General features: G+C 58.1%; 21 protein-coding genes and 3 tRNA genes. 11 read left to right on the forward strand and 13 right to left on the reverse strand.

What is annotated here, in order from left to right; translation table 11 throughout:
- Positions 1 to 212 precede the first annotated feature (212 nt).
- From murJ to BUE09_RS06835, 4 genes are all read left to right on the forward strand, one after another.
- Positions 213 to 1,682, forward strand: coding sequence for a murein biosynthesis integral membrane protein MurJ (gene murJ, locus BUE09_RS06820; RefSeq protein WP_073299934.1), 1,470 nt, complete (start codon positions 213 to 215; stop codon positions 1,680 to 1,682).
- Positions 1,683 to 1,792: 110 nt separating this feature from the next.
- Complete coding sequence (locus BUE09_RS06825; protein WP_073299935.1) at positions 1,793 to 2,197, forward strand: hypothetical protein; 405 nt, start codon at positions 1,793 to 1,795, stop codon at positions 2,195 to 2,197.
- A complete protein-coding gene (locus BUE09_RS06830; RefSeq protein WP_073299936.1) occupies positions 2,191 to 2,883 on the forward strand; it encodes an RES family NAD+ phosphorylase in 693 nt (230 codons plus the stop codon). Before BUE09_RS06825 ends, BUE09_RS06830 begins: the two co-directional genes overlap by 7 nt.
- 164 nt (positions 2,884 to 3,047) lie before the next feature.
- A complete protein-coding gene (locus BUE09_RS06835) occupies positions 3,048 to 4,013 on the forward strand; it encodes an XdhC family protein (RefSeq protein WP_073299937.1) in 966 nt (321 codons plus the stop codon).
- 898 nt (positions 4,014 to 4,911) lie between these two features.
- Here the strand turns inward: BUE09_RS06835 and BUE09_RS06840 are convergent.
- The 3 genes from BUE09_RS06840 to BUE09_RS06850 form a co-directional block, all read right to left on the reverse strand.
- Positions 4,912 to 4,996 (reverse strand) — tRNA-Leu (locus BUE09_RS06840).
- A gap of 46 nt (positions 4,997 to 5,042) precedes the next feature.
- A tRNA-His gene (locus BUE09_RS06845) sits at positions 5,043 to 5,118 on the reverse strand.
- A gap of 28 nt (positions 5,119 to 5,146) precedes the next feature.
- Positions 5,147 to 5,223: transfer RNA gene (locus BUE09_RS06850), tRNA-Arg, on the reverse strand.
- A 270-nt stretch (positions 5,224 to 5,493) separates the two neighbouring features.
- On the opposite strand from BUE09_RS06850, the gene folD reads away from it, so the two are divergent.
- A complete protein-coding gene (folD, locus tag BUE09_RS06855; RefSeq protein WP_073299938.1) occupies positions 5,494 to 6,348 on the forward strand; it encodes a bifunctional methylenetetrahydrofolate dehydrogenase/methenyltetrahydrofolate cyclohydrolase FolD in 855 nt (284 codons plus the stop codon).
- 84 nt (positions 6,349 to 6,432) lie between these two features.
- Here the strand turns inward: folD and BUE09_RS06860 are convergent, their stop codons facing one another.
- Genes BUE09_RS06860 through BUE09_RS06885 form a run of 6 tightly spaced genes read right to left on the reverse strand, consistent with a single transcriptional unit; the run spans position 6,433 to position 12,362 of the window.
- The gene (locus tag BUE09_RS06860) at positions 6,433 to 8,172 is read right to left on the reverse strand and encodes an ABC transporter substrate-binding protein (RefSeq protein ID WP_073299939.1); all 1,740 of its coding nucleotides are present in this window, start codon (positions 8,170 to 8,172) and stop codon (positions 6,433 to 6,435) included.
- Positions 8,173 to 8,214: 42 nt separating this feature from the next.
- On the reverse strand, positions 8,215 to 8,487 hold the full coding sequence (locus tag BUE09_RS06865; RefSeq protein WP_073299940.1) for a DUF2160 domain-containing protein: 273 nt from the start codon (positions 8,485 to 8,487) through the stop codon (positions 8,215 to 8,217).
- 10 nt (positions 8,488 to 8,497) lie between these two features.
- On the reverse strand, positions 8,498 to 9,298 hold the full coding sequence (locus tag BUE09_RS06870; protein WP_073299941.1) for a carbohydrate ABC transporter permease: 801 nt from the start codon (positions 9,296 to 9,298) through the stop codon (positions 8,498 to 8,500).
- Between the two features lie 13 nt (positions 9,299 to 9,311).
- Entirely contained in the window at positions 9,312 to 10,175 is an 864-nt protein-coding gene (locus tag BUE09_RS06875; protein ID WP_073299942.1) for a carbohydrate ABC transporter permease, read from the reverse strand.
- Complete coding sequence (locus BUE09_RS06880) at positions 10,172 to 11,269, reverse strand: ABC transporter ATP-binding protein (protein ID WP_073299943.1); 1,098 nt, start codon at positions 11,267 to 11,269, stop codon at positions 10,172 to 10,174. Before BUE09_RS06880 ends, BUE09_RS06875 begins: the two co-directional genes overlap by 4 nt.
- 10 nt (positions 11,270 to 11,279) lie before the next feature.
- Positions 11,280 to 12,362, reverse strand: coding sequence for an ABC transporter ATP-binding protein (locus BUE09_RS06885; protein ID WP_073299944.1), 1,083 nt, complete (start codon positions 12,360 to 12,362; stop codon positions 11,280 to 11,282).
- Positions 12,363 to 12,578: 216 nt separating this feature from the next.
- On the opposite strand from BUE09_RS06885, the gene BUE09_RS06890 reads away from it, so the two are divergent.
- Entirely contained in the window at positions 12,579 to 14,438 is a 1,860-nt protein-coding gene (locus BUE09_RS06890; protein WP_073300314.1) for a sigma-54-dependent Fis family transcriptional regulator, read from the forward strand.
- 303 nt (positions 14,439 to 14,741) lie between these two features.
- Positions 14,742 to 15,851 (forward strand): GGDEF domain-containing protein, encoded by a 1,110-nt coding sequence (locus tag BUE09_RS06895; RefSeq protein WP_159438397.1) that lies wholly within the window; start codon positions 14,742 to 14,744, stop codon positions 15,849 to 15,851.
- A gap of 57 nt (positions 15,852 to 15,908) precedes the next feature.
- On the opposite strand, the gene cysS is transcribed toward BUE09_RS06895, so the two are convergent.
- Both cysS and BUE09_RS06905 read right to left on the reverse strand, forming a co-directional pair.
- Complete coding sequence (gene cysS, locus BUE09_RS06900) at positions 15,909 to 17,294, reverse strand: cysteine--tRNA ligase (RefSeq protein ID WP_073299946.1); 1,386 nt, start codon at positions 17,292 to 17,294, stop codon at positions 15,909 to 15,911.
- Positions 17,294 to 18,964: a glutamine--tRNA ligase/YqeY domain fusion protein gene (locus tag BUE09_RS06905; protein ID WP_073299947.1), complete on the reverse strand. Its 1,671-nt coding sequence runs from the start codon at positions 18,962 to 18,964 to the stop codon at positions 17,294 to 17,296. Before BUE09_RS06905 ends, cysS begins: the two co-directional genes overlap by 1 nt.
- 372 nt (positions 18,965 to 19,336) lie before the next feature.
- Here BUE09_RS06905 and BUE09_RS06910 point away from each other — a divergent pair, with 372 nt between their 5' ends.
- Both BUE09_RS06910 and lpxH read left to right on the forward strand, forming a co-directional pair.
- Positions 19,337 to 19,831, forward strand: a complete 495-nt coding sequence (locus tag BUE09_RS06910; RefSeq protein WP_073299948.1) for a peptidylprolyl isomerase — start codon at positions 19,337 to 19,339, stop codon at positions 19,829 to 19,831.
- A 5-nt stretch (positions 19,832 to 19,836) separates the two neighbouring features.
- A complete protein-coding gene (lpxH, locus tag BUE09_RS06915) occupies positions 19,837 to 20,559 on the forward strand; it encodes a UDP-2,3-diacylglucosamine diphosphatase (RefSeq protein WP_073299949.1) in 723 nt (240 codons plus the stop codon).
- A 4-nt stretch (positions 20,560 to 20,563) separates the two neighbouring features.
- Here lpxH and BUE09_RS06920 read toward each other — a convergent pair whose 3' ends face one another.
- The gene (locus BUE09_RS06920) at positions 20,564 to 21,169 is read right to left on the reverse strand and encodes a MiaE family protein (RefSeq protein ID WP_073299950.1); all 606 of its coding nucleotides are present in this window, start codon (positions 21,167 to 21,169) and stop codon (positions 20,564 to 20,566) included.
- 173 nt (positions 21,170 to 21,342) lie between these two features.
- Here BUE09_RS06920 and BUE09_RS06925 point away from each other — a divergent pair, with 173 nt between their 5' ends.
- Complete coding sequence (locus BUE09_RS06925) at positions 21,343 to 22,206, forward strand: universal stress protein (RefSeq protein ID WP_073299951.1); 864 nt, start codon at positions 21,343 to 21,345, stop codon at positions 22,204 to 22,206.
- Positions 22,207 to 22,240: 34 nt separating this feature from the next.
- Here the strand turns inward: BUE09_RS06925 and BUE09_RS06930 are convergent, their stop codons facing one another.
- A complete protein-coding gene (locus tag BUE09_RS06930; protein ID WP_073299952.1) occupies positions 22,241 to 22,708 on the reverse strand; it encodes a DUF1289 domain-containing protein in 468 nt (155 codons plus the stop codon).
- A 402-nt stretch (positions 22,709 to 23,110) separates the two neighbouring features.
- Between BUE09_RS06930 and acnB the strand changes: the two genes are divergently transcribed.
- The gene (gene acnB / locus BUE09_RS06935) at positions 23,111 to 25,720 is read left to right on the forward strand and encodes a bifunctional aconitate hydratase 2/2-methylisocitrate dehydratase (protein WP_073299953.1); all 2,610 of its coding nucleotides are present in this window, start codon (positions 23,111 to 23,113) and stop codon (positions 25,718 to 25,720) included.
- Positions 25,721 to 25,964: the final 244 nt, after the last annotated feature.

Genomic DNA, 25,964 nt, shown 5'->3' on the forward strand with positions numbered 1-25,964 from the left:
GATTTACGGCATTTTTACGTATCCGCCTTTGTCACAACGCGAACTGATGGCAAAACGCTCCATCCCGGCGCAGGAACCATGCTTGAGCTATCCAGTCTATGTAGCGTTCGCTGGGATGCTGCCAGACGTGGCTCAGCGGAATAACCCCGTGCTCGATGAGTTATGCCGTATTTTTCCAGGCCGTCCGATAATGGCCTGCACAGGATCAAGGAATGAACGCATCACTGGTCATCCTGGCGTTAACTGTTGCCAGCTTTCTACTCGGTTTCCTACGCGACCTGTTCATCGCCAACGCCTTCGGCCTGAGCTGGGAAGCGGACCTTATCTTCGTCGCGCTGATCCTGCCGATGTTCTTCGAGAACTTCCTCGGCCTCGCCTTGCGCGACGCCATGATTCCGTACCTGCAAAAATTGCGTGGCAAGTCGGAAGCACTTTTCGAAACGGTGAGCCGCTGGCTTTACTGGCGGGTCATGCTCGCAGGCACAGCGGTCAGCGCCATTGCAATCGTCGGCAGCTACTGGTTCCTCAACCTGCTTGCGCCGGGCTGGACCGATGCGCAGATCGATGCCGGTCAGGTCGTGTTTTGCTTTGGCGCGGCGCTAGTGGCGGTACAGGCCGTGCTCTATTGCCAGGGTGCGCTGCTCAACATGGATGAAGTGTTCATCCTGCCGATGACCCGCACCGTGCTGCTCAACGCAGGGGCCATCATCGGCATCTTGCTGTTTCAGCCCACCGGGATGGTGATTTTCATCGGCATGCTGCTCCCCCAACTGGCGCTGATTGTGGTTCAACACCGGCGCATCGCGTATCTGAGAGGCGAGGCTCATCGCGCCGATTCCGACGAACAGGGTGGCGGTTTCGGGCTGGCGTTCGCCCCGGTGCTGCTCGCAGCGGGGGCGCAACAGGGCTGTATTCTGGCCGAGCGGATCTTCGCGTCCTATCTGGACGAAGGCAGTATCACCATGCTGTCGTTTGCGTTCCGCATCGTCACCATTCCGCTCACGCTGTACGCGTTGTCAGTACTGTCTGTATTGTTTCCCCGCTTCGTATCGAGCTGGACGCAGGACGATCTCAGTGGCCACGCCACGATGGTTCGCAAGGGCCTGTTGGCGACTCTGTTTTTCCTCGTTCCGGCCACAGTGGTGCTCTGTTCGTTTCCTCAAACCGTGGTCTCCGTTTTGCTGGAGCGCGGCCAGTTCGGCGCAACGCAAAGCGACGCAACGGCATCGCTGGTAGTTCTGTATGCCTTGGGGCTTCCGGCGATGGGTCTGGCCCTGCTGTGGGGACGAGTCCTTCTTGCTCAGCAGCAGGCACGCCTGTTTTTGGTCATCACACTGATCAGTTCGGCAATGACGGTTAGCCTCGACGCGTTGCTGTATCGAACCTACGGTGCAGAGGGCCTGGCATTCGCGTTCTCGAGCGGCGCCGCCTTGCAAGCGCTGTTCATGGGCCTGTACGTCTATCGCGCCTCCCCTGCAGGCCTGGCACCTGCCGTTCTTCTACGCTGGGTTGCCACGGCCGTGGCAGTGGCTACTGCGCTGCATTGGCTACCCGCACCGCATGGCTTGCTCCAGCTGTGCCTGTACATAGCGCTAGTACTCTGCGCCTTCGCTGTGGGCGTAGTACTGCTCGGCGAGCGGGATCTGTTCAAGCCGGCCTATTGGTCCATGAAAAAGGCCTGACCGTTCCTGCTGCGCCAGGTATTCCGGCATGAAAAGACGGCCATCGCTTTGTCTGCAGATACAACATGTGCTACTTTTGTTTCCACAGACTCGAGACAAGCAGGTTAGCCATGGCAGCAATTCTTCAGGCACAGGCATTTACGAAAGACCAGTGCGCAACCGGTCTAAGGGCTGCGGTGAGCATTCTGGAGAAATGGCAGGCAACCACCGACCAGGCCTGCACTATTCTTCGGATTTCACGTAGCACCCATAATCGAGCCAAGTCGGGTGACGCCAGTTGGTCGGTCAATCTCGACCCGGACCAGATGCAACGCATTAGCTTCGTTCTGAACATTCATGCCGCACTTCGGCTGGTTTTCGACAATCCGGAGAACGTGTACGGATTCGCTGCGATGGCCAACCATAACGAATTCTTCAATGGGCGCTCGCCGCTGGAAATCATGGCTCAAGGTGACATGGTTTCCTTGTATGAATCATTCCGTCGTATCGACAGCCTACGAGGCGCTCAGTGGTAAATCCGAACCAGCTTCCGGAGCTGGCTGATGCTCAACAACAGGCCTATCGACTGGTAAACTCGAAGTTTCCGCCTATCGCCTTGTTCGATGACGTCGCCGATGCCGACGAGTTCGAAACGCTCTATCAGCTACAAGCCCTGACCAATCCACGACTGCGCAACGAGACTGGACATCTGGAGTTGATTTCGCGCACTGAGATCCCCTTCGGAATACCAGGCTGCTCATACGCCACCGCTCCGTTTACGCACATTAACCCTGCGGGGTCGCGTTTCAGCGATGGCAGTTTTGGCGTGCTTTATCTGGCCAGCACGATGGATACCGCGCTTGCCGAAGTCAGCTATCACCAGGACCGCTACTGGTCCAGGGTGATTGGACTGAACTATGAGCGTTTTGTCTTCCGAGGCTTGTCGTGCCGCTTCAGTGAAGCCGGGATGCTCGATGCAATACCCATCCCGATGACGGATCCACTCTACGACCCTGACGACTACTCGAGCGGCCGTCGTCTCGGGCGACTGCTGAGAGAAGGCCGAAAGCCGGGTTTGCGTTATCACTCTGTACGCAAGGCAGGCCAACATTGCTGGGCGCTGATGACGCCAAAGCCTGTGACTTCGATCATCCAAGGCGCACGTTATGAGATGGTCTGGAACGGTTGCATCTCGAGTGTCAGCTCGATCGGCGCAATTTGAACACCATCGTCTGCCAGCAGCGACTTTGCAGACCGAGCGGCACGTCCTCTCCCTGAACGCATGCCAGCAAGGTACAACGCAGCCCCCATGCAGCAGAACGCGCTTCGGGCTGGTCCGATCCATAACGGGCGGCCCAGTCTCGCCGATTCGCCAGGGGGACAGATATGCAACACCTTGATCTGCAGGTGATCGATCAGGCGCTTCAATGGGTAGCGGACGGACATGACGTATGGTTTTGCACCGTATTATCGACCTATGGATCGGCGCCGCGCGCGCCCGGCGCGCTCCTCGTTGCCCGAGCCGATGGTGCATATGCAGGCTCGTTGTCAGGCGGGTGCGTCGAGGAGGAGTTTCTCGCCAGCCTGGCGCAAGGCGAGCTGCAAGCGCCGGTGCAAATCGTGCGCTACGGCGAAACCGATGACGACCGGCGTCGCCTACGGCTGCCGTGCGGCGGCATCCTGCAGGTGCTGGTAGAGCACCACGCACCGAGCGCAACATGGCGCGGCCATCTGCTTATGCTGCAGGCAACCCTACAAGGCCAGAAGCGCTTGCTGCGGCGGGTAGACCTGACGACCGGCACCGCCGAACTGCTGGCCGACCAAGGCGGTGAGCAGACCTGCCTCAGGGATGAACAGGTGGATATTCGCATCGGCCCCGCGCTTCGGCTGCTGCTTGCGGGCGTATCGCCAGTTGCACGGGCGTGCGCTGGATTCGCCCGAGCGCTGGGTTGTGAAGTTATAGCTTGTGATCCGCGCGAAGAAATGCAGGGCATGCTGATCGACGGCATCGAAGTGCAACCAATATTACCCTCCGTGTTTATTGCGTCCGGCGCGTGCCACGAGGCCACCGCCGTGGTCGCGCTGACACATGATCCGCGCATCGATGACCTCGCGCTGATGGAAGCGGTACGAACCCCGGCGTTCTATATCGGCGCCATGGGTTCGCGACAGACATCAGCCAAGCGGGCCGAGCGACTGCATCGCGTCGGCGGGCTTACCGATGAGCAAATCAAGCGCATCCATATGCCTATCGGACTGAACCTCGGCAGCAAGACACCGGCTGAAATAGCCCTGTCGGTGATGGCTGACGTGCTGCGGGTATATCGCGGCAAAGCGCGGGACGTCCTTTAAACGACGAGATCACGCCCAATCCAGCACCTCTCACTGCGTCAAAGAGCACCGGTCACCCAATTCCTACAGACGGCTTTTCTACGATTGAATTCCTGTCATAAACATCAGGACCATCCAGCGAAGCCGTGGAAGCCCCGCCGCGCTTGGCCTGCACGCAGTTATCCACCAAAGCTGTGGATAAAACTGTGAATACATTAGGGATGACTCGCTCAAACGCCCGGCTGGCGGGGCTTGCCACAGATCGCCGAGTTTTTATCCATTACTAAAAAACGATTTAAATTCAATAGCTTAAAATAAGCAATCCTAACAACCTAAACGGTTCGGAGTTCGATAGCAAAGCTCGCACCAGCATGTGCATAACAATTCTTGTCAATATTTTTTTTAGACAGAATCGCACTTGTAGGTACGGACCCGATTCACTCCTGACTTAGTGCGAGCATGTGCTGCTGGCTGCTACTCGACCGCAACGCTTACAGCCATAGCAAGCTGAGCCACTTTCGCTGTCGCGGTCTGCGCATACTGCAACGCTGAACAACACGTCAGCGGTTCATAGACCTGGAAAAAGCTATCGCTGGGCTGGAAGGTCAATCTTGGGTGGCTCGCCCCTGGAAATGCTCCGTCAGTCAGACGGATGCTCGCTCTTTCGCCTGCGACGTTCCGTCAAAACTCCAGAGCCAGCTGGCGGCTGCCAAGCGTCTGGCCAGCTCGCGTGCAGAATTGACCGTCTATGCAGATATTCGGAGTACCGCAGACGAAAGGTTGTTCGGCCTATAGCAACGCAACGGATGCTAGCTCGGCATAGCACGCAATGGCTCGCGCGGATACACAGAGAAGCGCCGCTGTTGTCAGTTTCCAGATACGCGAAAGCCCCGATTAACGGGGCTTTCAGCGTTTTAGATGGTGCGGACGGAGAGACTCGAACTCTCACACCTTGCGGCGCCAGAACCTAAATCTGGTGTGTCTACCAATTTCACCACGTCCGCAAACTTCTAAACGAAAACGCCAGGCAGTGCCTGGCGTTCCGGAATATGGGGTGGACGATGGGGTTCGAACCCACGACCGCAGGAGCCACAATCCTGTGCTCTACCAACTGAGCTACGCCCACCATATTGCTTTGCTTGTTCCAACCGGAATGGCGCACCCGGCAGGACTCGAACCTGCGACCATCCGCTTAGAAGGCGGATGCTCTATCCAACTGAGCTACGGGCGCTTTATATCTGCATTCGATTGAGCGCAGACTTCAAGCTCCGGCCAGTGAAGGATAGACCTTCAAAAGCCGTCTTACCCAGCAGCAAGCTGTGCTCGACAAGCGGGGCGAATCTTAATGGCCTGGCTTTACCTCGTCAACAGCTAAACCGAAAAAAATTCAGTCTGGTAAAGGGGTTACGGGAATCCCCCACCGTGTCGCCTTTGCCGAACGGTGCCGCCGTGCGAGAATGCGCGTCCTTTTTCAGTCCTTCTCGATGGTTAATCACGCGTCATGACCGCAAAACTGATCGACGGTAAACAGATCGCTTCCAATGTCCGCCAGCAAATCGCCGGCCGAGTTGCCGAGCGATCCAAGCAAGGTTTACGAGTGCCTGGCCTGGCAGTGATCCTCGTAGGCATGGACCCAGCTTCTCAGGTCTATGTGGCGCACAAGCGCAAGGATTGCGAGGAAGTGGGGTTCAAGTCCACCGCGCATGATCTGCCCGCTTCGACCAGCCAGGATGAATTGCTGGGATTGATCGATCAGCTTAATGATGACCCTTCGATCGACGGCATTCTTGTGCAACTCCCGTTGCCTAAGCATCTGGACGCATCGCAACTGCTCGAACACATCCGCCCTGACAAGGACGTGGATGGCTTCCACCCCTACAACATCGGTCGGCTCGCCCAACGGATGCCGTTGCTGCGCCCATGCACACCTAAAGGCATCATGGCCCTACTGGACAGCACCGGGGTCGATCTGCATGGCCTCAACGCGGTGGTGGTAGGTGCGTCCAACATCGTCGGCAGGCCCATGGCGCTCGAGCTATTGCTGGCAGGCTGCACGACTACCGTCACTCACCGATTCACCCACGACTTGGCTGATCACGTCAAACGCGCCGACCTGATCGTGGTCGCGACGGGGATCACCGGTTTGGTCAAAGGAGAGTGGATCAAGGAAGGCGCCATCGTCATCGATGTGGGCATCAATCGCCAAGCCGACGGCAAGCTGGTCGGTGATGTTGAGTTCGATGTGGCGGTGCAACGCGCCAGTTGGATTACCCCCGTACCGGGTGGTGTAGGTCCAATGACACGCGCCTGTCTGCTGGAAAACACATTGCATGCAGCTGAGCACCTCCATGGTTGAGGCGCGCAGCGCCTGAAGCGGAGGCAACGGACACATTAAAACGGCACCCGCGGGTGCCGTTTTGTTTTACTCAGCGCAGTCCGACTACCGCGCCTGCTCCCAGGATTTGATCAGTTCGCTATAGCTGACTGTCTGGCCCTGTGGCTTTTCATTTTCCAGTTTGGGCTTCGGCGCACCGGGCTGGCTCAGCCAGTATTCCGGGTCACGCGGCTCGTTCAGCTTTGGCCCACATTTTGGTTGCACATTGGCTCTCTCGAGCCGAGCCATCATCGTGTCCTGTGCTTCGGCGAGCCCGTCCAGCGCCTCCTGAGGTGTTTTGTCACCACTGGCCGCTTCGGCGATGTACTGCCACCAGAGCTGCGCCAGACGTGGATAGTCCGGCACATTGGTTCCGGTCGGCGTCCACTGCACCCGCGCCGGGCTGCGATAGAACTCCACCAGACCGCCCAGTTTTGGCGCTACCTCGGTCATGGCATCTGAGTTGATGTCTGACTCACGGATCGGCGTCAGCCCCACCAGCGTCTTTTTCAACGACACGGTTTTCGCCACGGTGAATTGCGCGTAAAGCCAGGCAGCCAGACGGCGCTTTTCAGGAGTCGAGTTGAGGAAGGTCCAGGAACCCGCATCCTGATAGCCCAGTTTCATGCCCTCCTCCCAATATGGCCCTTTTGGCGACGGCGCCATCCGCCACTTCGGCGTGCCGTCCTCATTGACGACCGGCAGGCCCGGCTTGGTCATGTCGGCAGTAAAGGCGGTGTACCAGAAGATCTGCTGTGCAATGTTGCCCTGAGCGGGAACCGGGCCTGACTCGGAGAACGTCATGCCCTGCGCCTCACGGGGTGCATATTCGCGCATCCAATCGACGTACTTCTGCGTGGCGTACACCGCGGCAGGACCATTGGTGGCGCCACCGCGGGCGACGCTTGAACCTACCGGATGGCAGTCCTCGACGCGGATGCCCCACTCGTCAACCGGCAAACCGTTTGGCAGCCCCTTGTCTCCCGCGCCGGCCATGGAAAACCAGGCATCGGTGAAACGCCAGCCGAGCGAAGGGTCCTTCTTGCCATAGTCCATGTGGCCGTAGACGCGTTGGCCATCTATTTCTTTCACGTGCTTGCTGAAGAATTCAGCGATGTCTTCATAGGCGGACCAGTTCACCGGCACGCCAAGCTCGTAGCCGTAACGCTCTTTGAATTGCTGTTTCAGCTCTGGCCGTTCAAACCAGTCGGCACGAAACCAGTAGAGGTTCGCGAACTGCTGCACAGGCAGCTGATAGATCTTGCCGTCAGGCCCCGTGGTGAAGGAGATCCCAATGAAGTCATCCAGATCGAGTGTCGGCAGCGTGTAATCCTTGGCTTCGCCTTCGATCATGTCGCTGATCGCAACCGCTTTTCCATAACGAAAATGCGTGCCGATCAGATCCGAGTCATTGATGTAGCCGTCATAAATGTTCTTGCCGGATTGCATCTGCGTTTGCAGCTTCTCGACGACATCGCCTTCCTGCATCAGGTCATGCCGCAGCTTGATGCCAGTGATCTCACTGAACGCCCGAGCGAGCGTCTTCGATTCATACTCGTGGGTGGTGATGGTTTCGGATGCGACGTTGATCTCCATCCCGCGGAACGGCTCAGCAGCCTTGATAAACCAGCGCAACTCCTCCATCTGCTGCTCCGGTGACAGCGTTGAGGGATTGAATTCCGACTCGATCCATTTCTTTGCGGCGTCTTCGTAGGCATCAGCCCATGCCGTTCCTGCCAAGCCGGACAACGTCAGCAAGGCTGTGAGCGCCATGCCATGTCGGGTGTTGTTTTTATTCTCGAACATACACACCTCCTTTGGGTTTTTCGTAAGGATCAGCCCTCAGGCTCAACCCCAGCGCATCACTGCAAACAACCAGACGAGAGATAGCGCGGTCGCTATCCAGATGCTCCAGTCGGTCAGGCCTATCAGCAGGAGATGCCAATAGGCGCTGCCCAGAAGTCCAATGAACAATCGATCGCCCCGAGTGGTGACGATAGGTAAAAAGCCTTTTCGAGGCGCACAGGGACGTCTTAGCTCCCATGCGCTCATAAGTGCCAGCATCACGCCAATCACCGCAAAAAAAGCCGCCGTGGGGGTCGTCCAGGCCATCCAGTTCATGAGCGTTCCTCTATACCCGGCCCAGGGCGAAGCCCTTGGCAACGTGATTGCGGACGAACCAGATCACCAGCATGCCCGGAAGAATAGTCAGCACGCCGGCAGCTGCCAGGACGCCCCAGTCAATGCCGGAAGCGGACACGGTGCGCGTCATTACTGAAACGATGGGTTTTGCATCCACCGACGTCAGCGTGCGTGCCAGCAGGAGCTCGACCCAGGAAAACATGAAGCAGAAGAAGGCTGTCACGCCGATGCCCGAACCGATCAGCGGGATGAAAATCTTCACGAAGAACTTGGGAAAACTGTAGCCGTCGATGTACGCCGTCTCGTCGATTTCCTTGGGTACGCCGGACATGAAGCCTTCCAGAATCCATACCGCGAGCGGCACGTTGAACAGGCAATGCGCCAATGCCACCGCAATGTGCGTGTCGAAAAGTCCGATCGACGAATACAGCTGAAAAAACGGCAGCAGAAAGACTGCTGGCGGCGCCATCCGATTGGTCAGCAGCCAGAAAAACAGGTGCTTGTCGCCGAGGAAGCGAAAGCGGGAAAAGGCATAAGCCGCAGGCAGTGCCACCGTCAGCGAGATGATCGTGTTCAGGCATACGTAATACAGCGAGTTGATGTAGCCGCTGTACCAACTGCGATCGGTAAAGATCACCTTGTAATTGTCAAACGTGAGGTCCCGAGGCCATAGCGTCAGCCCTCCAAGAATTTCAGTGTTGCTCTTGAACGACATATTGACCAGCCAGTAGATCGGCACCATCAGAAAGGCGATGTAGAGGATCAGTACGACTCGCTTGCGCAGGTTCATTAGCAGGCCCTCTTCATTTCTGGTCGCCATGGGTCATGGCCGTGTAGAACAGCCATGACACCAGCAAAATGATCAGGAAGTAGATCAACGAGAACGCCGCCGCCGGGCCCAGATCGAACTGGCCTACCGCCATTTTCGTCAGCGTCTGGCTAAGGAAGGTGGTGGCATTGCCCGGCCCGCCGCCGGTGAGTACGAACGGCTCGGTGTAGATCATGAAGCTGTCCATGAAGCGCAACATCACGGCGATCAGAAGGACGCTCTTGAGCTTGGGCAGCTGGATGTAGCGGAACACCGCCCAGCTCGAAGCCCTGTCGATTCGGGCGGCCTGGTAATAGGCATCGGGAATGGCGCGCAGGCCCGAGTAACAGAGCAATGCGACCAGGGACGTCCAATGCCAGACGTCCATCACCAGCACCGTTACCCAGGCGTCCCGAGTGTTGGAGGCGTAGTTGTAGTCAACGCCAAGCTCTCGCAAGCTCCAGCCCAGCAGGCCGATGTCGGCGCGCCCGAAAATCTGCCAGATCGTTCCGACTACATTCCACGGAATCAATAAGGGAATCGCCATCACGATCAGGCACAACGAGGCCCAGCGCCCTCGGGTCGGCATCGTTAGCGCGACCGCGATCCCGAGCGGGATCTCAATCAGCAACACACAACCCGAAAAGATGAACTGCCGCAGAAGAGAGTCGTGCAGGCGGGGATCGTGAAGGATTTGCCGATACCAGTCAGCGCCCACGAAGAAGCGTGTCGAGGAATCGAAAATGTCCTGCACTGAGTAGTTCACCACGGTCATCATCGGCAGGATGGCGCTGAACGCGACCAGCAGGAACACGGGCAGTACGAGCCACCAGGCGCGATTGTTCTGAACTTTAGTCATGGCCGGTCCTCCACCAGCCGATCATCGGCGTACAGCATCAGCCACTGAGCCGGGAACGTGACCCACGCCTGCTCCCTTGGCACGGCCTGATCCTCCGGCAGGCGCGCCTTCAGCAGGTGGCCTTGCAAGCGTAGCGTCAGGATCTTGAACGTCCCGAGGTCCTCCACCCGCACCACCTCGGCCTGCATTCCGCCGGCCGTGGCTTCGTTGGTTACCTGGACGAACTCTGGACGGATACCGATTTGCAAGCGGCTCGCTGTCAGCTCGGGCAACCGAGCCGCCTGCGCGCCTGAAAGCGGAAGATGCAGATCACCAAAGCCGACGCCCTCCTCCTCGGCGCGTACCTCGATGAGGTTCATTCCCGGGCTGCCGACGAAGAAACCGACAAAGGTGTGCTGTGGTCGCTCGAACAGCTCGCGAGGCGTACCAAACTGGACGATCTGCCCACCATGCATCACGGCGATCTTATCGGCGAAGGTCGAGGCCTCCAGCTGATCGTGGGTGACGTAGATCATCGTGATATTGAATTGTTCGTGGATCTGCTTGAGCTTGCGCCGCAACTTCCACTTCAAGTGCGGATCGATGACCGTGAGCGGCTCGTCAAAAAGGATGGCCGAGACGTCATCCCTTACCAGCCCGCGCCCCATGGAGACCTTCTGCTTCTCATCCGCGGTCAGATTGCGGGCTTTGCGCTTGAGCAGCGGGTGCAGGTCGAGCACCTCGGCAATCTCGTGCACCTTGCTGGTGACTCGCGCTTCCGGCACGCCCTGGTTGCGCAAGGGAAAGGCCAAATTGTCGAAGACGGTCATGGTGTCGTACACGACCGGGAACTGGAAAACCTGCGCAATGTTGCGCTGCTCGGGCGTCAGCCGATTCACCTCGCGCGTATCGAACAGCACCTGACCTTCGGATGGGCTCAGCAAGCCTGAGATGATGTTGAGCAAGGTCGACTTACCGCAGCCGGACGGACCAAGCAGCGCATAAGCACCGCCCTGCTCCCACACATGATCCATCTCACGGATGGCATAGTCTGCCGCCCCACGTGGTTGCGCGCTGTAACTATGGGCCAGGTTCTGCAAGCGAATCTCTGCCATGACGCTCTCCTCAGACGCGTCGAGCCGGTGCCTGGGCCAACTGCCCGGTGGCATCGAACACAAACAGTTTGTGAGTCGGTACGTACACCCGTATCGGCGAATCCACGGCGTAGTCGTGCAGGCCCTGCAGGTGCAGCACCAGACTGAAGTGGTCGTTGCGCACGTGGAGGAAGGTTTCGGAGCCACTGATTTCCGCGAGTTCAACGATCCCAGACACCTCAAGATCGTCGTCATTGGATGGCACAAGGCCGATGTGGCTCGGACGAATGCCGAATTGATACTCGCCTTCGCTCAGAGTCCGCAGATCCGCATTCAGCGGGAAATGCAGACTGTCCTGAAAGCTGACCTCGTCAGGGCCAATCCTGCCCGGTAGCAGATTGATCGGCGGTTCAGAGAACAGCTCGGCACTGAGCATCTGGCTAGGCTGGTGGTACACCTCCGACGTCGGCCCGCTTTGTATCACTCGACCTTCATGCAGCACCGTGGCGGTTCCACCCAATGCAAGCGCCTCGTTGGGCTCAGTGGTCGCGTAGACGGCGATGCTGCGACGCGTCTTGAACAGCTCGCGCATTTCCTGCCGGAGCTCTTCACGCAGTTTGTAGTCGAGGTTGACCAGCGGCTCGTCGAACAGAACTAGATCTGCGTCTTTGACCAGCGCTCGCGCCATCGCAGTGCGCTGCTGCTGGCCGCCCGATAGCTCCAATGGATGCCGCTGGAGGAACCCTTCGATGTGCAGCATCTCGGCGGTTTCTCGGACCTTGCGCTCAATATCCGTCTTGCCCACGCCAGCCTGCCGCAGCGGCGAGGCAATATTTTCAAAGACCGTCAGCGTTGGGTAGTTGATGAACTGCTGATAGACCATTGACACGTTGCGCTTGCGCACCGGTACGCCGGTGACATCCGCGCCATTCATGAGAATTCGCCCGTTGGTCGGCCTGTCGAGGCCCGCCATGAGCCGCATCAGCGACGTCTTGCCGGACAGGGTCCGGCCGATCAGCACGTTGAATGAGCCTGGTTCGAAACTCAGGCTCGCATCAGCGATATGCAGTTGGCCGTCTACGGTCTTGATGACGTGCTCTAGCGTGAGGGACATGCTGCACCCTTCTGATTGTTGTGAAGGAAGCAGAGCGAGATCCGTGCCAGCAGATGGTCAGCGCTCTAGCACGCGGCCCACCGACGGACGAGCTGTTGCCAACTGTTCAAAATGAACAATTCTGAACATTGACAGTGAACAGAAATGAACAAGACTGTTCATGGCTCCGAGCAGGCAAAACCACAAAAACAAGAAGCGCAGCGAGAGAGAGGCAACATGGCCGATCCAGCCCAGTCCATGTCACATCAGTCCTTGGTCGAAGACTCATGGAACCGTTGCGAACGCTACGGGCTGAATCCGCTGACCATTCCCAGCTTCGGCCAGCCGACAGAACAGGACGTCATCAACCTGCTCGAGCGCCAGCACAGCCTGGTGCAGACCACACAGCGCGAGGTACTTCCGTACTACGAGAACATCCTTTCGAATTCCAGCTGCCTGATACTGCTGGCGGACAGTCGCGGTCAGCTACTCGAGTCCTGGGGTGATCGTCGCTTCGTCGAGCCCGGACAGCAGCGTGGTTTCAAACCAGGCGCCAGCTGGATGGAACGCGACACTGGTACCAATGCAATTGGCACCGCGCTGGCCAGTGGACAGGCCGTGCATATCCAGCGCGACGAACACTTTCTCAAGGCTAATCGTTATCTATCCGGCGCGGCATCGCCCATCTTTGACGCGCAACGCCAGTTGATTGCGGTCCTCGACGTCTCCAGCGACAGCTACCTGCCGCCTTCGCATACGCTCGGCATGGTCAAGATGATGAGTCAGTCTGTCGAAAACCGACTGATCCTCAACCTGTTCCGGGATGACTATTTTCAGCTGAGCTTCAACACCAGCCAGGACAACCTCGACAGCCAGTGGGCCGGATTGCTGATTTTCGATGAGTCCGGAATTATTGTCTCGGCCAACCGGCGAGCCGACACCCTGCTTGGCGAAACGCTTACGCGCACGCGTATCGACAGGTTGTTCGACATCCCGTTATTGCAGCTGATTAATCAGCCGGAAGAGCAGCCTCTGGCCCTGAAAGCGATGGGCCGCCATCGCTTTCAGGGCATCGTGCGGCGCCCCCACACCCCGCGCATTCAACCACGCGACTTTCGCACGACGTTCCGATCTGAGAAACCCATCGATCTGGCTGCGATCGATCAGGGCGATCCGCTGGTCCGCAAGGCTATCCGACAGGCCCAGCTGATGCTGGAAAAAGACGTCCCGATTCTTGTGCACGGCGAAACAGGCGTTGGTAAGGAGGTGCTGGTCAAGGCACTGCATGCGGCCAGTTCGCGGGCGAAGGCGCCGCTGATTGCGGTAAATTGCGCAGCAATTCCCCATGAGTTGATCGAGTCCGAACTGTTCGGCTATGAAAAAGGCGCCTTCACGGGCGCACATCAGAAAGGCAGCCTCGGTCTGATTCGCAAGTCGGACGGGGGTGTGTTGTTCCTCGATGAGATCGGCGACATGCCGCTGAGCCTACAAGCGCGTCTATTGCGCGTGCTGCAGGACCGCAGCGTTCAGCCGCTCGGGGGTGGAGAGCCTTTCCCGGTCGACTTCCGGCTGATATGCGCAACAAACCGCTCGCTGCGCCAAGAGGTAGAGACTGGGCGCTTCCGTCGAGATCTGTACTACCGAGTGAGCGCTCTCAATGTCGAGCTTCCGCCGTTGCGACTGCGCCGTGACAAAGCAATGTTGTTCAAGCGGGTATGGGAGCAATACCGCGAGCCCCATCAGTGGGCTGGGCTCAGTTGCGAGGTACAGGCGGTATTCGAGCGTCACCCATGGCCCGGCAACCTGCGGCAATTGAGCAACGTCATACAGGTTGCCCTGGCATTGGCAGACGACCAGCCGATAAGACTAGAACATCTACCGAATGACTTCCTGGCGGAGCTGGAGCAACCGCCTTCTTTGCATCCAACAATCGCACCGCACCTGCCGGAGGAAAGACCCTGCATGCAGGGCGACAACAGCCTCGAATCGCTATATCAGACATATAACGGCAATGTCTCACTGCTTGCACGTCAGTTGGGTATTAGTCGCAACACGCTCTATAAGCGGCTTCGAGAACAGGGCCTGTACCCCGCCTAGCGACTCAGCGACATTGCGACTGACATGCGCGATGCCCGCCGGGTAACTCAACCCTGAGTTGTACACGTCGCTTACTGTGTTTCATGATCGCTCAGCGCATCATCCAGTATCCCAATAGACGTGACGTGCGTCGTAGCACTTACGAAGGCCGGAGCCTATGCTCCGCCATGCAATAACAATAATGGCTTTATGCCTCCAAACGAATTCGAGCATGCATTAATGAGCGGTCGAACAACTGAAATGGAAGTCGGAACGAACGCTAGCGCACCACAACGCCGAGACGAGACACAGCAGAAGCTGCGCATGAAACGTCTAGGGATGGCCTCCGTTTCTTATATGGTCACGCTAAGCCTTGTAGCGTCGTTCTATTATCAGAGCCTGATCCCGCTGAGCCTGGTGTTCGTTTTCCTATCACTCTCAATACTGTTGAACGCCAGCTTCTTCCTCGTGTTTCATCTGAACCTGAACCTCAGATACAAAGATCCAAGCCTGACGCTCGCTCAAATAGTCGCTTCGCTCGTACCGCCTCTTATCGTCATGTATTACCTCGACGCCGGCCAGGCGAGAGCCATTCTGCTGTTGATCGCTGTGGTGCCAGCGCTATACGGGATACTGGCGCTCAATACGCGGCAGTTTATTTACGCCGTGGTAATCATGGTCGGCTCCTACCTGATCGTGCTCGCCTGCCTATGGTCCAACAGACCTGAAGCCTTGGCCGGGACGCTGGAATACGTTCAGCTCTTTACGCTAATTGTCGTACTCACGCAGGTGGCGCTGATTGGCGGCTATATCAATAGCTTGAGGAAAAGGATCCGGGACCGGAACCTCGCATTGAACACCGCGATGGAAGAATTGAACGAGGCGCTAGCCGTCATTCGGGACATGGCTAACCGTGATGACTTGACCGGACTGTTCAATCGTCGCCACTTATTCGACGTGCTCACAAAAGAGGTTAATCGCTATCAGCGCGTCCCAGGCCCCTTCAGCGTGTGCATGATGGACGTTGACCATTTCAAACTGGTCAATGACATCCATGGTCACCAGGCTGGCGACCATGTATTGCGCGAAGTCGCGGCTAACGTTCAGAAGCAAATACGCAGCATTGACTGCATTGGACGCTGGGGTGGCGAAGAGTTTCTGTTAGTTCTGCCGCAGACGTCGATAGCCGGAGCGGTGATCAAGGCCGAGCGCATACGTAGCAGCATTGAGGCCCTGCGCTTCCCTCAGATAGGCGAAGACTTCCGCGTAACCGTCTCGCTAGGCGTTGCGGAATATCATGGGGATACCGGTATAGAACAAACGATGGCGCTCGCCGATGCGGCGCTATATCAAGCCAAGTCCGCCGGACGAAACCGTGTGGTGTCCATCGACCCGACTGAAACGGCCGGAGCGGCTAGCATGACGGCATCGTAGCGCCCCGTTACTAAAAGCCTGACGCGAACCAACGTCAGCGAGCCCGTTGGCTTTCCGTTACTCGGCCAAGCGCCAAGTCGTTCCGCCCTTGCCATCTTCAAGCACAACGCCCATTGCCGTGAGCTGATCGCGAATCCGGTCGGATTCCGCCCAGTTCTTCTCGGCCCTGGCTTGTAGGCGCGCAGAGATGAGCGCATCGACCTCGCCCGGATTCACACTGCCCCTTGCGCCACCTTGCAGAAACTCATTCGGTTCCAACTGCAACACGCCAAGGGCTTCGGCCATCTTGACCAGTTGCTTCGCTAACGCAGCCGCCCCTTGCAGGTCGCTCTCGCGCAGCCGATTGATCTCACGCGCCATGTCGAATAGCACGGCACAGGCTTCTGGCGAATTGAAGTCATCATCCATTGCCGCGCCGAAGCGCTCGACGAAAGCCTCGCCACCCGCCGCGGCCACCTCGGGTAGCCCCCTAAGCGCGGTATAGAATCGATCAAGCGCGCCCTTGGCTTCTTTAAGACTGTCTTCCGAATAGTTGATCGGGCTGCGGTAATGACTCGAGACGAGTAAATAGCGCACCACTTCCGGGTGATATTTCTCTAGCACTTCGCGAATGGTGAAAAAGTTGCCCAACGACTTGGACATCTTTTCACCGTCGACGCGAACCGCACCGGCGTGCATCCAGGCATTGGCGTACTGCTTGCCCGTTGCCGCTTCGCTCTGAGCGATCTCATTTTCGTGATGAGGAAAAACCAGATCCGGCCCGCCACCGTGAATGTCAAACGTCTCGCCCAAGCAGCAGGTAGACATGACCGAGCACTCGATATGCCAACCTGGACGACCCGCGCCCCAGGGCGACTCCCAACTCGGCTCACCTGGCTTGGCCGCTTTCCAGAGCACGAAGTCCAGCGGATCTTCCTTGGCTTCGTCGACCTCAATGCGGGCGCCGATCTTAAGGTCCTCGATCTTGCGCCGTGAGAGCTTGCCGTAACCGACGAACTTCCCGACACGGTAGTAAACGTCGCCGTTGCCCGGTGCGTAGGCAAAGCCCTTGTCGATCAAGGTCTGGATCATGGCGTGCATGCCAGCGATGTGGTCGGTAGCGCGCGGTTCAAGGTCAGGACGCTGCACACTCAGACGGGTTTCGTCCTCATGCATCGCAGCGATCATGCGATTGGTGAGCGCGTCGAAGCTTTCGCCATTTTCCTGCGCGCGCCGGATGATCTTGTCGTCGATATCGGTGATGTTGCGCACATACGTTAGGTCGTAACCACGCTGACGCAGCCAGCGCGACACCACGTCGAACGCCACCATAACCCGTGCATGCCCAATGTGGCAGAAGTCATAGACCGTCATGCCGCACACGTACATGCGCACCTTATTGCCAATCAGCGGCTTGAGCGGTTCCTTGGTTTTGGTCAGCGTGTTGTAGATCGCCAGCGCCATTACTGGCCTCCCCAGGAATCACGCAGGGTCACGGTACGGTTGAACACCGGCGCGCCCGGTTGGCTGTCCTTGAGGTCTACCGCGAAATAGCCCTCGCGTTCGAACTGGAAACGCGCTTCGGCTTCGGCCGAGGCCAGCGACGGCTCTGCACGGCAGCCTTTGAGCACGAGCAGCGACTCGGGATTGATGTTGTCCAGGAAGCTACCGCCGTCTTCGTCTTTTTCCGGGTTGGCAGAGCGGAACAGGCGATCGTACAGGCGCACTTCACATTCCACGCTCTCGGCAGCCGGCACCCAGTGAATGACGCCCTTGACCTTGCGGCCTTCCGGGTTCTTGCCCAGCGTGTTCTCGTCGTAGGAGCAGCGCAGCTCAACAATGTTGCCTTGCTCGTCCTTGACCGCTTCATCCGCACGGATGACGTAGCTGCCACGTAGACGCACTTCCCCACCCGGAATCAGACGCTTGAACCCGGCCGGAGGTACTTCTTCGAAATCGGTGGCATCGATGTAAATCTCCCGCGAGAACGGCAGCTGGCGCACGCCCATGTCCTGCTTCGGATGGCGAGGCAGTTCGAGCGTCTCGGCCTTGTCTTCGGGGTAGTTGGTAATGACCACTTTCAACGGCTTTAGAACGCACATGGCACGCGGCGCGTTGGCGTCCAGGTCTTCGCGAATGGCAAATTCCAGCATGCCGATGTCGACGACGCCGCCTGCACGATTCACACCGATCATGTCGCAGAAGGTCCGAATCGACCCTGGCGTATACCCGCGACGACGATAGCCACTGAGCGTCGACATGCGCGGGTCATCCCAGCCGCTGACGTGCTTTTCGTCCACTAGTTGCTTGAGCTTGCGCTTGCTGGTGATGGTGTAGTTCAGGTTGAGACGCGCGAATTCATACTGACGCGGCCGCGCCGGAACTGGCAGATTTTCCAGGAACCACTCATACAGCGGCCGATGGTCTTCGAACTCCAGGGTGCAGATCGAATGGGTGATGCCCTCGATGGCGTCCGACTGGCCATGGGTGAAGTCATAGCTCGGGTAGATGCACCAGTTGTTGCCCGTCTGGTGATGATGCGCATGGCGGATGCGATAGAGGATCGGGTCGCGCAGGTTCATGTTCGGCGAGGCCATATCGATCTTGGCGCGCAGCGCCTTGGCGCCGTCCGGGAATTCGCCGGCCTTCATGCGTGCGAACAGATCCAGGTTCTCTTCCACGGAACGGTCGCGGAACGGGCTGTTCTTGCCTGGCTCGGTCAGACTGCCACGGTATTCCCGGGCTTGTTCGGGCGTCAGATCGCAGACGTAGGCGTTGCCCGCCTTGATCAGCGCGACCGCCCAATCGTGCAGCTGGCCGAAATAGTTCGACGCGTAGCGCTCCTCACCAGCCCACTGAAAACCGAGCCACTGCACGTCGCTCTTGATCGCATCGATGTATTCCTGGTCTTCCTTCGCCGGATTGGTGTCGTCGAAGCGAAGATTGCACTCGCCGCCAAATTCCTTGGCCAGGCCGAAATTCAGGCAGATCGATTTGGCATGACCGATGTGCAGGTAGCCATTGGGCTCAGGCGGAAAGCGCGTAACGATCTTGGCGTGCTTACCCGAATCCAGGTCGGCCTGGACGATCGGGCGGAGAAAATTGGTGGCTGCGGTAGTCTCAGGCTTGCTCATGGTGTCCTTAACGATCTGCGAGTGTGCGGCTCAGCGAGGTTTACAAAAAAGTGGTCAGGCAATGCGCAACGACCAACGGGAGTAACAGCCGAAGGCTGGTCCGAAGGATGAGCGCAGCGAATCAACCAGTCGAAAAGCGCAATGTACGAGTCGTACACGAGCATTTTGCGGATGATTTCAACGCAGCATGGCCGAGCGCTTAATTTGTAAACGCTCTCTCAGGGTAGGCCGGCCAAATCAAAGCGCCTATCATAGCGGACCCGTCAACCCCCTGACAGAGCAAAGCGCCTTGCCATATGGCGCCTTTCAGTTGCGACGCTCGCTCTCGTTATCAGCGCGCCACTTTCCTCTCTTCATTTAAGGAAGATTTCAATGATCAAGCTTCATACCAATCACGGCGTCATCACCGTCAAGCTCTTTGAAGACAAAGCCCCCGAGACGACAGCCAACTTCAAGGAATATGTGAAGAGCGGCCACTACGACGGCACCATCTTTCACCGCGTGATCAGCAACTTCATGATCCAGGGCGGCGGCTTCGAAACCGGCATGAAGCAAAAAGCCACCCGCGCCCAGATCAAGAACGAAGCGAACAACGGCCTTTCCAACAAGACTGGCACGCTGGCAATGGCACGCACCATGGAGCCGCATTCAGCGTCCGCTCAGTTCTTCATCAACGTCAAAGACAACGACTTCCTCGACCACACAGCGCCGACCGTTCAGGGATGGGGCTACGCGGTGTTCGGCGAAGTGGTTGAAGGCATGGACGTTGTTGAGAAGATCAAGGGCGTACCCACCACCATGAAATCGGGCCACCAGGACGTTCCGGTAGAAGACGTGGTGATCGAGAAAGCTGAGATCGTCGAGTAAACGCATTGATTCTGCTGATCTCCGACCTCCACCTTGAAGAAAAGCGCCCGGACATAACCCGGGCGTTTCTTCGTTTTCTCGAGACTCGTGCAATCGAAGCCGAGGCGCTTTATATCCTCGGTGATTTTTTCGAGGTCTGGGTCGGCGATGACGGCATGACGCCCTTCCAGCATGAGATCGCCCACGCGTTGCATGCTCTGAGTCAGACGGGGACGCTAATCTATCTGATGCACGGCAACCGCGACTTCATGATTGGCAAGGCGTTTTGCCGCGAGGCCGGATGCACCCTGCTCGCCGATCCGCATGTGACCCAGCTCGGTAGGGAGCGAGTGCTGCTGATGCATGGCGATAGCCTGTGCACACGGGACGAAGGCTACATGCGGCTGCGCCGCTGGCTGCGCAACCCGGTCAGCCTCTTTATCCTACATAGCCTTTCGCTCGCCAAGCGTCAGAAGTTAGCGCAGAAGCTGCGTTCGAGCAGTAAGGAAGAGACACGCATGAAAGCCAGCGACATTGTCGACGTAACACCCGACGAAGTCCTAGCAATCATGCAGCGCTATAAGGTTCGTTTGTTAATCCATGGCCATACCCACCGACCCGCAACCCATTCGATGCAAATCGACGGTGAGCCCGCCACGCGCATCGTGCTGGGTGACTGGGATCGCCAAGGCTGGGCGTTGCAGGTCGACGAGTCAGGCTTTCACCAGGCCCCGTTCGACCTGAACTGACCCGTCAGGCGGCGCCCGGTACGCCGCTGTGAAAGCGAAATTCGCTGTCAGGGCTTTCGATCAGTTCGCGCTCACGTTCGCGCACGCGAACGATAGTCGCATCGATATCCGCAGCCTCTCCGTAGAGATAAGCCAGCTTCAGATAGTCCTGAAAATGCCTCGCTTCGGATTTCAGCAGCCCGTGGTAAAAGCGCCCAAGCTCTTCGTCCAGATGCGGCACCAGCATGGCGAAACGCTCGCAGGACCGAGCTTCGATAAATGCGCCAATTACCAGCGTATCGGTTAGCCGGTAGGGTTCGTGGTTACGCACCAACTCTCGCAAACCTGCCGCATAACGGGATGAGCCAATATTGCGAAGACCAATCCCGCGCTTGCGGATGATCGAGAGTACCTGCTCGAAATGACGCAATTCCTCTCTGGCCAGTCGCGACATCTTGTTCTGCAAATCGGGCTTATCGACATAGCGAAACATCAGTTGGAAGGCCGCACCTGCGGCCTTCTTTTCGCAGTTGCCGTGATCGACCAGCATCACGCCCTGGTTCCGCAACGCAACGTCGACCCACGCCGGAGGCGTCACACAGCCAAGGAATTCGTTCAGTTCAGGAAGCATGGGATCTTGGTATTCATGAAGGAAATGAGAGCGGCGAAAGGCACGAAGTCGCTCGCCCGCCGCGCATTATACGAACCCGGCGAGCAACGGCTAGCACTGGTTGATATGGATCAGTAGTTGCCGTGAAACCTCGTCTATAGTGAAACCGTCCGATCACCCAAACGGAGCCGATCATGCAGGCCATACGCTGTATTCTCGTGGTAATTGACCCGAAAATTTCTGAAAACCTGGCACTCAAAAGAGCCCGATTGATCTCCAGAGTCAGCCAGTCCCGGCTGCACTTGCTGATCTGCGACGCCAAACAGGATCACAGCGGCTACCTCGAGCGCTTGCGTCAAGAACTCGAAAACCAGGGCCACGTCGTCACCGCTAAGCAGGCCTGGCACGAAAGCCTGCACCAGACCATCATCAGCGTTCAGCAAGCCGAAGGCTGCGGCCTGGTGATCAAACAGCACGTTGCCGACAATCCTCTTAAGCGCGCCCTGCTGACTCCAGATGACTGGAAGCTGCTTCGCTACTGTCCCTGCCCGGTGTTAATGGTTAAAACCGAAGCGCCCTGGACGGGCGGCAACATTCTGGCCGCGGTAGACGTTGGAAATGCGGACATCGAACATCGGACACTTCATTCCAGCATAATCAACTATGGTTACCAAATTGCCTCGCTTGCCGAGGGCACGTTGCACGTAATCAGCGCTCATCCGTCGGCGATGCTGTCCTCCGCTGATCCTGCGTTTCAACTCAAGGAAACGATCGAGGCCCGTTACCGCAACGCCTGCCGCCAATTCCAGACCGAGTTCGACATTTCCGATGCTCAGTTACACGTCGAGGAAGGCCCCGCAGACGCCCTGATTCCTCGCGTCTGCCACCAGCTTCAGGCTGTCGTAACGGTCATCGGCACTGTTGCCCGCACCGGATTCTCTGGAGCCTTGATGGGCAACACTGCGGAAGTGGTGCTCGATACGCTGGAAAGCGATGTACTGGTACTCAAGCCAGAGGACATCATCGACCACCTCGAAGAGCTCGTCGCGCGCCGCTAGGATCATCACGACCATCTCTCGGCTGTGTTGAATCCTAGCGAACCATGCCCTGAAGAAACTGAGGGGCGGTATAACGCTGGTAATGGGCTTCAGAAAGGAGAAAGAACTCCCGGTCAATGGCATCGCGAAGCTCAGGCAAGGACCAATCGCGAAACTCCGGCAGCAGCACGACGCCATAGGCTTCGAGCTGCTGAATCACCCGCGCGCCGCGCGCGATCAGTTGATAAGCCCAACAGTAAACCGACTGGTCCGCAACGAAGCGAATCTGCCGATTTTCCAGCTGACGGCGCAGCAGCGCCGCATCGAAAACCTCCAGCTTTGCCGCCATCACCTGCGCAAGCAAAACCTCCAGGCGCTTCCAGACCGAGCGTTTGACGTCTTCGCTATAGCCATTCCAGTTCACTACTTCATGATGAAACCGTTTGCATCCACGGCAGACGAGATCACCATAAACGGTGGAGCAAAGGCCTACGCAAGGGGTTTTGATTCGCTGATTGGGCATGGGCGCGATGGATCGATGGACAGCGCCGCATCTTAGACTTTTGTCCAAGTTCGGTCACTGACCAATCCGTACCAGGCGTTCGAAAAAGAGCCATACAGCCCACGGATTACGGGCCTCGGCCGAAAGCGCCAAATCCTCCTAATCAGCCGCGCCACTGCCGCAGCCGGGCGTTTCACTTAACTTTGCGAACCCGTTCCAGTAGAATCGGCCCGCCGTTTTAGGCGCCACAATCCGCAAGAAGCTGTTTTCAAAGCGTCACGAGCACAGTTGACCGGCTACCCACCGGGTGCGCAGATCCCTCTAACCTGCGCCCCGGTTTTCAAACCGGCGTAAAACTTTGAAAACAGCTTCCGGATGCGCGTCCCGAGACACCCAAGGGACCAATGATGAGGGTATATAACTGTGCTTGAAGCCTATCGCAAACACGTAGAAGAGCGTGCCGCCCAGGGCGTCGTGCCCCAGCCGCTGAACGCCGAGCAGACCGCAGGCCTGGTCGAACTTCTGAAAAACCCGCCAGCCGGCGAAGAACAGTTTCTTCTCGATCTGATCACCAACCGTGTTCCGGCGGGCGTCGATGAAGCTGCCTACGTCAAGGCCGGTTTCCTGGCAGCCATCGCCAAGGGTGAAGCCACCTCTCCGCTGATCAGCAAGCAACACGCTGTAGAGCTACTGGGCACCATGCAGGGCGGCTACAACATTGTCACGCTGGTTGACCTTCTGGACGACCCGGAGCTCTCTGACACCACCGCAAAAGAGCTAAAGCACACCTTGCTGATGTTCGATGCGTTTCACGACGTCGCGGAAAAAGCCAAGGCTGGCAATGCCAACGCCAAATCTGTGCTGCAGTCCTGGGCCGACGGCGAGTGGTTCAAGAATCGCGCACCGGTAGCTGAGAAAGTCACTCTGACGGTATTCAAGGTCACTGGCGAAACCAACACCGACGATCTGTCCCCTGCGCCTGACGCCTGGTCGCGCCCGGATATCCCACTGCATGCTCTGGCGATGCTGAAAATGGCGCGCGACGGCATCAACCCGGACGTTCCTGGCTCGGTTGGCCCGCTCAAGCAGATGCAAGAGCTGACGACCAAAGGCTTCCCAATCGCCTACGTGGGTGACGTAGTCGGTACCGGCTCCTCGCGTAAATCCGCTACAAACTCGGTGCTGTGGTTCTTTGGTGATGACATCCCCAACGTACCGAACAAGCGTGCCGGCGGTTTCTGTTTCGGCACCAAGATCGCTCCGATCTTCTACAACACCATGGAAGACGCCGGCGCCCTGCCGATCGAGTTCGACTGCTCCGACCTGGCCATGGGTGACGTGATCGACGTCTACCCCTACAAGGGCGAAGTCCGCCGCCACGGCAGCGATGAGCTGGTCACCACCTTCCAGCTGAAAACCGACGTCCTGCTCGACGAAGTGCGCGCCGGCGGTCGTATCCCGCTGATCATCGGTCGCGGCCTGACTGAAAAAGCACGCGCCGAGCTGGGCATGGGCCCGTCTGATCTGTTCAAGAAGCCGGAAGCTCCGGCAGAGAGCAACAAGGGCTTTACTCTTGCGCAGAAGATGGTCGGTCGCGCCTGCGGTCTACCGGAAGGCAAAGGCGTCCGTCCGGGCACCTACTGTGAGCCGAAGATGACCACTGTCGGTTCCCAGGACACCACCGGCCCGATGACGCGCGACGAGCTGAAGGACCTGGCTTGCCTGGGCTTCTCGGCTGACCTGGTGATGCAGTCCTTCTGCCACACTGCGGCCTATCCGAAGCCGATCGACGTCACCACCCACCACACGCTGCCGGACTTCATCATGACCCGCGGCGGTGTTTCCCTGCGCCCTGGTGACGGCATCATCCACAGCTGGCTGAACCGCATGCTTCTGCCGGACACTGTTGGTACCGGCGGTGACTCGCACACTCGCTTCCCGATGGGCATCTCCTTCCCGGCCGGTTCCGGCCTGGTCGCCTTCGCTGCTGCTACCGGCGTCATGCCGCTGGATATGCCGGAATCGGTATTGGTTCGCTTCAAGGGCAAGATGAAGCCTGGCATCACGCTACGCGATCTGGTTCATGCGATCCCTTACTACGCCATCCAGAAAGGCCTGCTGACCGTCGAGAAAAAAGGCAAGAAGAACATCTTCTCTGGTCGCATTCTCGAGATCGAAGGCCTGAACGACCTGACCGTCGAGCAAGCATTCGAGCTATCGGACGCCTCGGCAGAGCGCTCTGCTGCTGGCTGTACCATCAAGCTACCGGAAGCGGCTATCGCCGAGTACCTGCAGTCGAACATCACTCTGCTGCGCTGGATGATCAGCGAAGGCTATGGCGATGCTCGTACCCTGGAGCGCCGCGCTCAGGCCATGGAAGCCTGGTTGGCTCAGCCGGAACTGCTGGCTGCCGATGCGGACGCCGAATACGCCGAGATCATCGAGATCGACCTGTCGGAAGTCACCGAGCCTGTACTTTGTGCGCCGAATGACCCGGACGATGCTCGCCTGCTCTCGACCGTTCAGGGCGAGAAGATCGACGAAGTGTTTATCGGTTCGTGCATGACCAACATTGGTCACTTCCGCGCCGCCGGTAAGCTGCTGGACAAGGTCGACGGCGCCCTGCCGACTCGTCTGTGGCTGTCGCCGCCGACCAAAATGGACCAGCATCAGCTGACTGAGGAAGGCTACTACGGTATTTACGGTCGCGCCGGTGCGCGTCTGGAGATGCCGGGTTGCTCGCTGTGCATGGGCAACCAGGCACGCGTAGAAACCGGCTCGACGGTGGTCTCCACCTCGACTCGTAACTTCCCCAACCGTCTGGGCGACGCGACCAACGTGTACCTGGCTTCTGCAGAACTGGCAGCTGTCGCTTCGATTCTCGGCCGCCTGCCGACTGTCGAGGAGTACATGGTCTATGCCGCTCAGATCGACACCATGGCGGCTGACGTCTACCGTTACCTGAGCTTCGATCAGATTGCCGAGTTCCGCGAATCTGCGGCCAAAGCAAAGATCGACGTGGCTGCTGTTTGATGCACCAGTGACAATGCTCGCTTCGCAGGTTGGATAAACGGCCTGACGACGCAGCAGCAGATAAGCAAACGCCCCGACTGGTTCGGGGCGTTTGCTTTTGCGGACCTCATACAACTGCCGGCGCAGCTATGCGACAATAGCGACCCTGTCTGGCATGAACCCCTACCTTGGTCCCAACAGCTCGGCCCCTGCGCACGAATGCTGCTGCCAACCTACGCCCGCCGGATCAACGCTGTGGGGCTTT

Source organism: Stutzerimonas xanthomarina DSM 18231, assembly GCF_900129835.1.
Classification (GTDB): Bacteria; Pseudomonadota; Gammaproteobacteria; order Pseudomonadales; family Pseudomonadaceae; genus Stutzerimonas; species Stutzerimonas xanthomarina.

Coding starts and splice junctions, on each gene's coding strand:
- murJ (WP_073299934.1), top strand. CDS start 213: ATGAACGCATCACTGGTCATCCTGGCGTTAACTGTTGCCAGCTTTCTA.
- BUE09_RS06825 (WP_073299935.1), top strand. CDS start 1,793: ATGGCAGCAATTCTTCAGGCACAGGCATTTACGAAAGACCAGTGCGCA.
- BUE09_RS06835 (WP_073299937.1), top strand. CDS start 3,048: ATGCAACACCTTGATCTGCAGGTGATCGATCAGGCGCTTCAATGGGTA.
- folD (WP_073299938.1), top strand. CDS start 5,494: ATGACCGCAAAACTGATCGACGGTAAACAGATCGCTTCCAATGTCCGC.
- BUE09_RS06860 (WP_073299939.1), bottom strand. CDS start 8,172: ATGTTCGAGAATAAAAACAACACCCGACATGGCATGGCGCTCACAGCC.
- BUE09_RS06865 (WP_073299940.1), bottom strand. CDS start 8,487: ATGAACTGGATGGCCTGGACGACCCCCACGGCGGCTTTTTTTGCGGTG.
- BUE09_RS06870 (WP_073299941.1), bottom strand. CDS start 9,298: ATGAACCTGCGCAAGCGAGTCGTACTGATCCTCTACATCGCCTTTCTG.
- BUE09_RS06875 (WP_073299942.1), bottom strand. CDS start 10,175: ATGACTAAAGTTCAGAACAATCGCGCCTGGTGGCTCGTACTGCCCGTG.
- BUE09_RS06880 (WP_073299943.1), bottom strand. CDS start 11,269: ATGGCAGAGATTCGCTTGCAGAACCTGGCCCATAGTTACAGCGCGCAA.
- BUE09_RS06885 (WP_073299944.1), bottom strand. CDS start 12,362: ATGTCCCTCACGCTAGAGCACGTCATCAAGACCGTAGACGGCCAACTG.
- BUE09_RS06890 (WP_073300314.1), top strand. CDS start 12,579: ATGGCCGATCCAGCCCAGTCCATGTCACATCAGTCCTTGGTCGAAGAC.
- BUE09_RS06895 (WP_159438397.1), top strand. CDS start 14,742: ATGAAACGTCTAGGGATGGCCTCCGTTTCTTATATGGTCACGCTAAGC.
- cysS (WP_073299946.1), bottom strand. CDS start 17,294: ATGGCGCTGGCGATCTACAACACGCTGACCAAAACCAAGGAACCGCTC.
- BUE09_RS06905 (WP_073299947.1), bottom strand. CDS start 18,964: ATGAGCAAGCCTGAGACTACCGCAGCCACCAATTTTCTCCGCCCGATC.
- BUE09_RS06910 (WP_073299948.1), top strand. CDS start 19,337: ATGATCAAGCTTCATACCAATCACGGCGTCATCACCGTCAAGCTCTTT.
- BUE09_RS06920 (WP_073299950.1), bottom strand. CDS start 21,169: ATGCTTCCTGAACTGAACGAATTCCTTGGCTGTGTGACGCCTCCGGCG.
- BUE09_RS06925 (WP_073299951.1), top strand. CDS start 21,343: ATGCAGGCCATACGCTGTATTCTCGTGGTAATTGACCCGAAAATTTCT.
- BUE09_RS06930 (WP_073299952.1), bottom strand. CDS start 22,708: ATGCCCAATCAGCGAATCAAAACCCCTTGCGTAGGCCTTTGCTCCACC.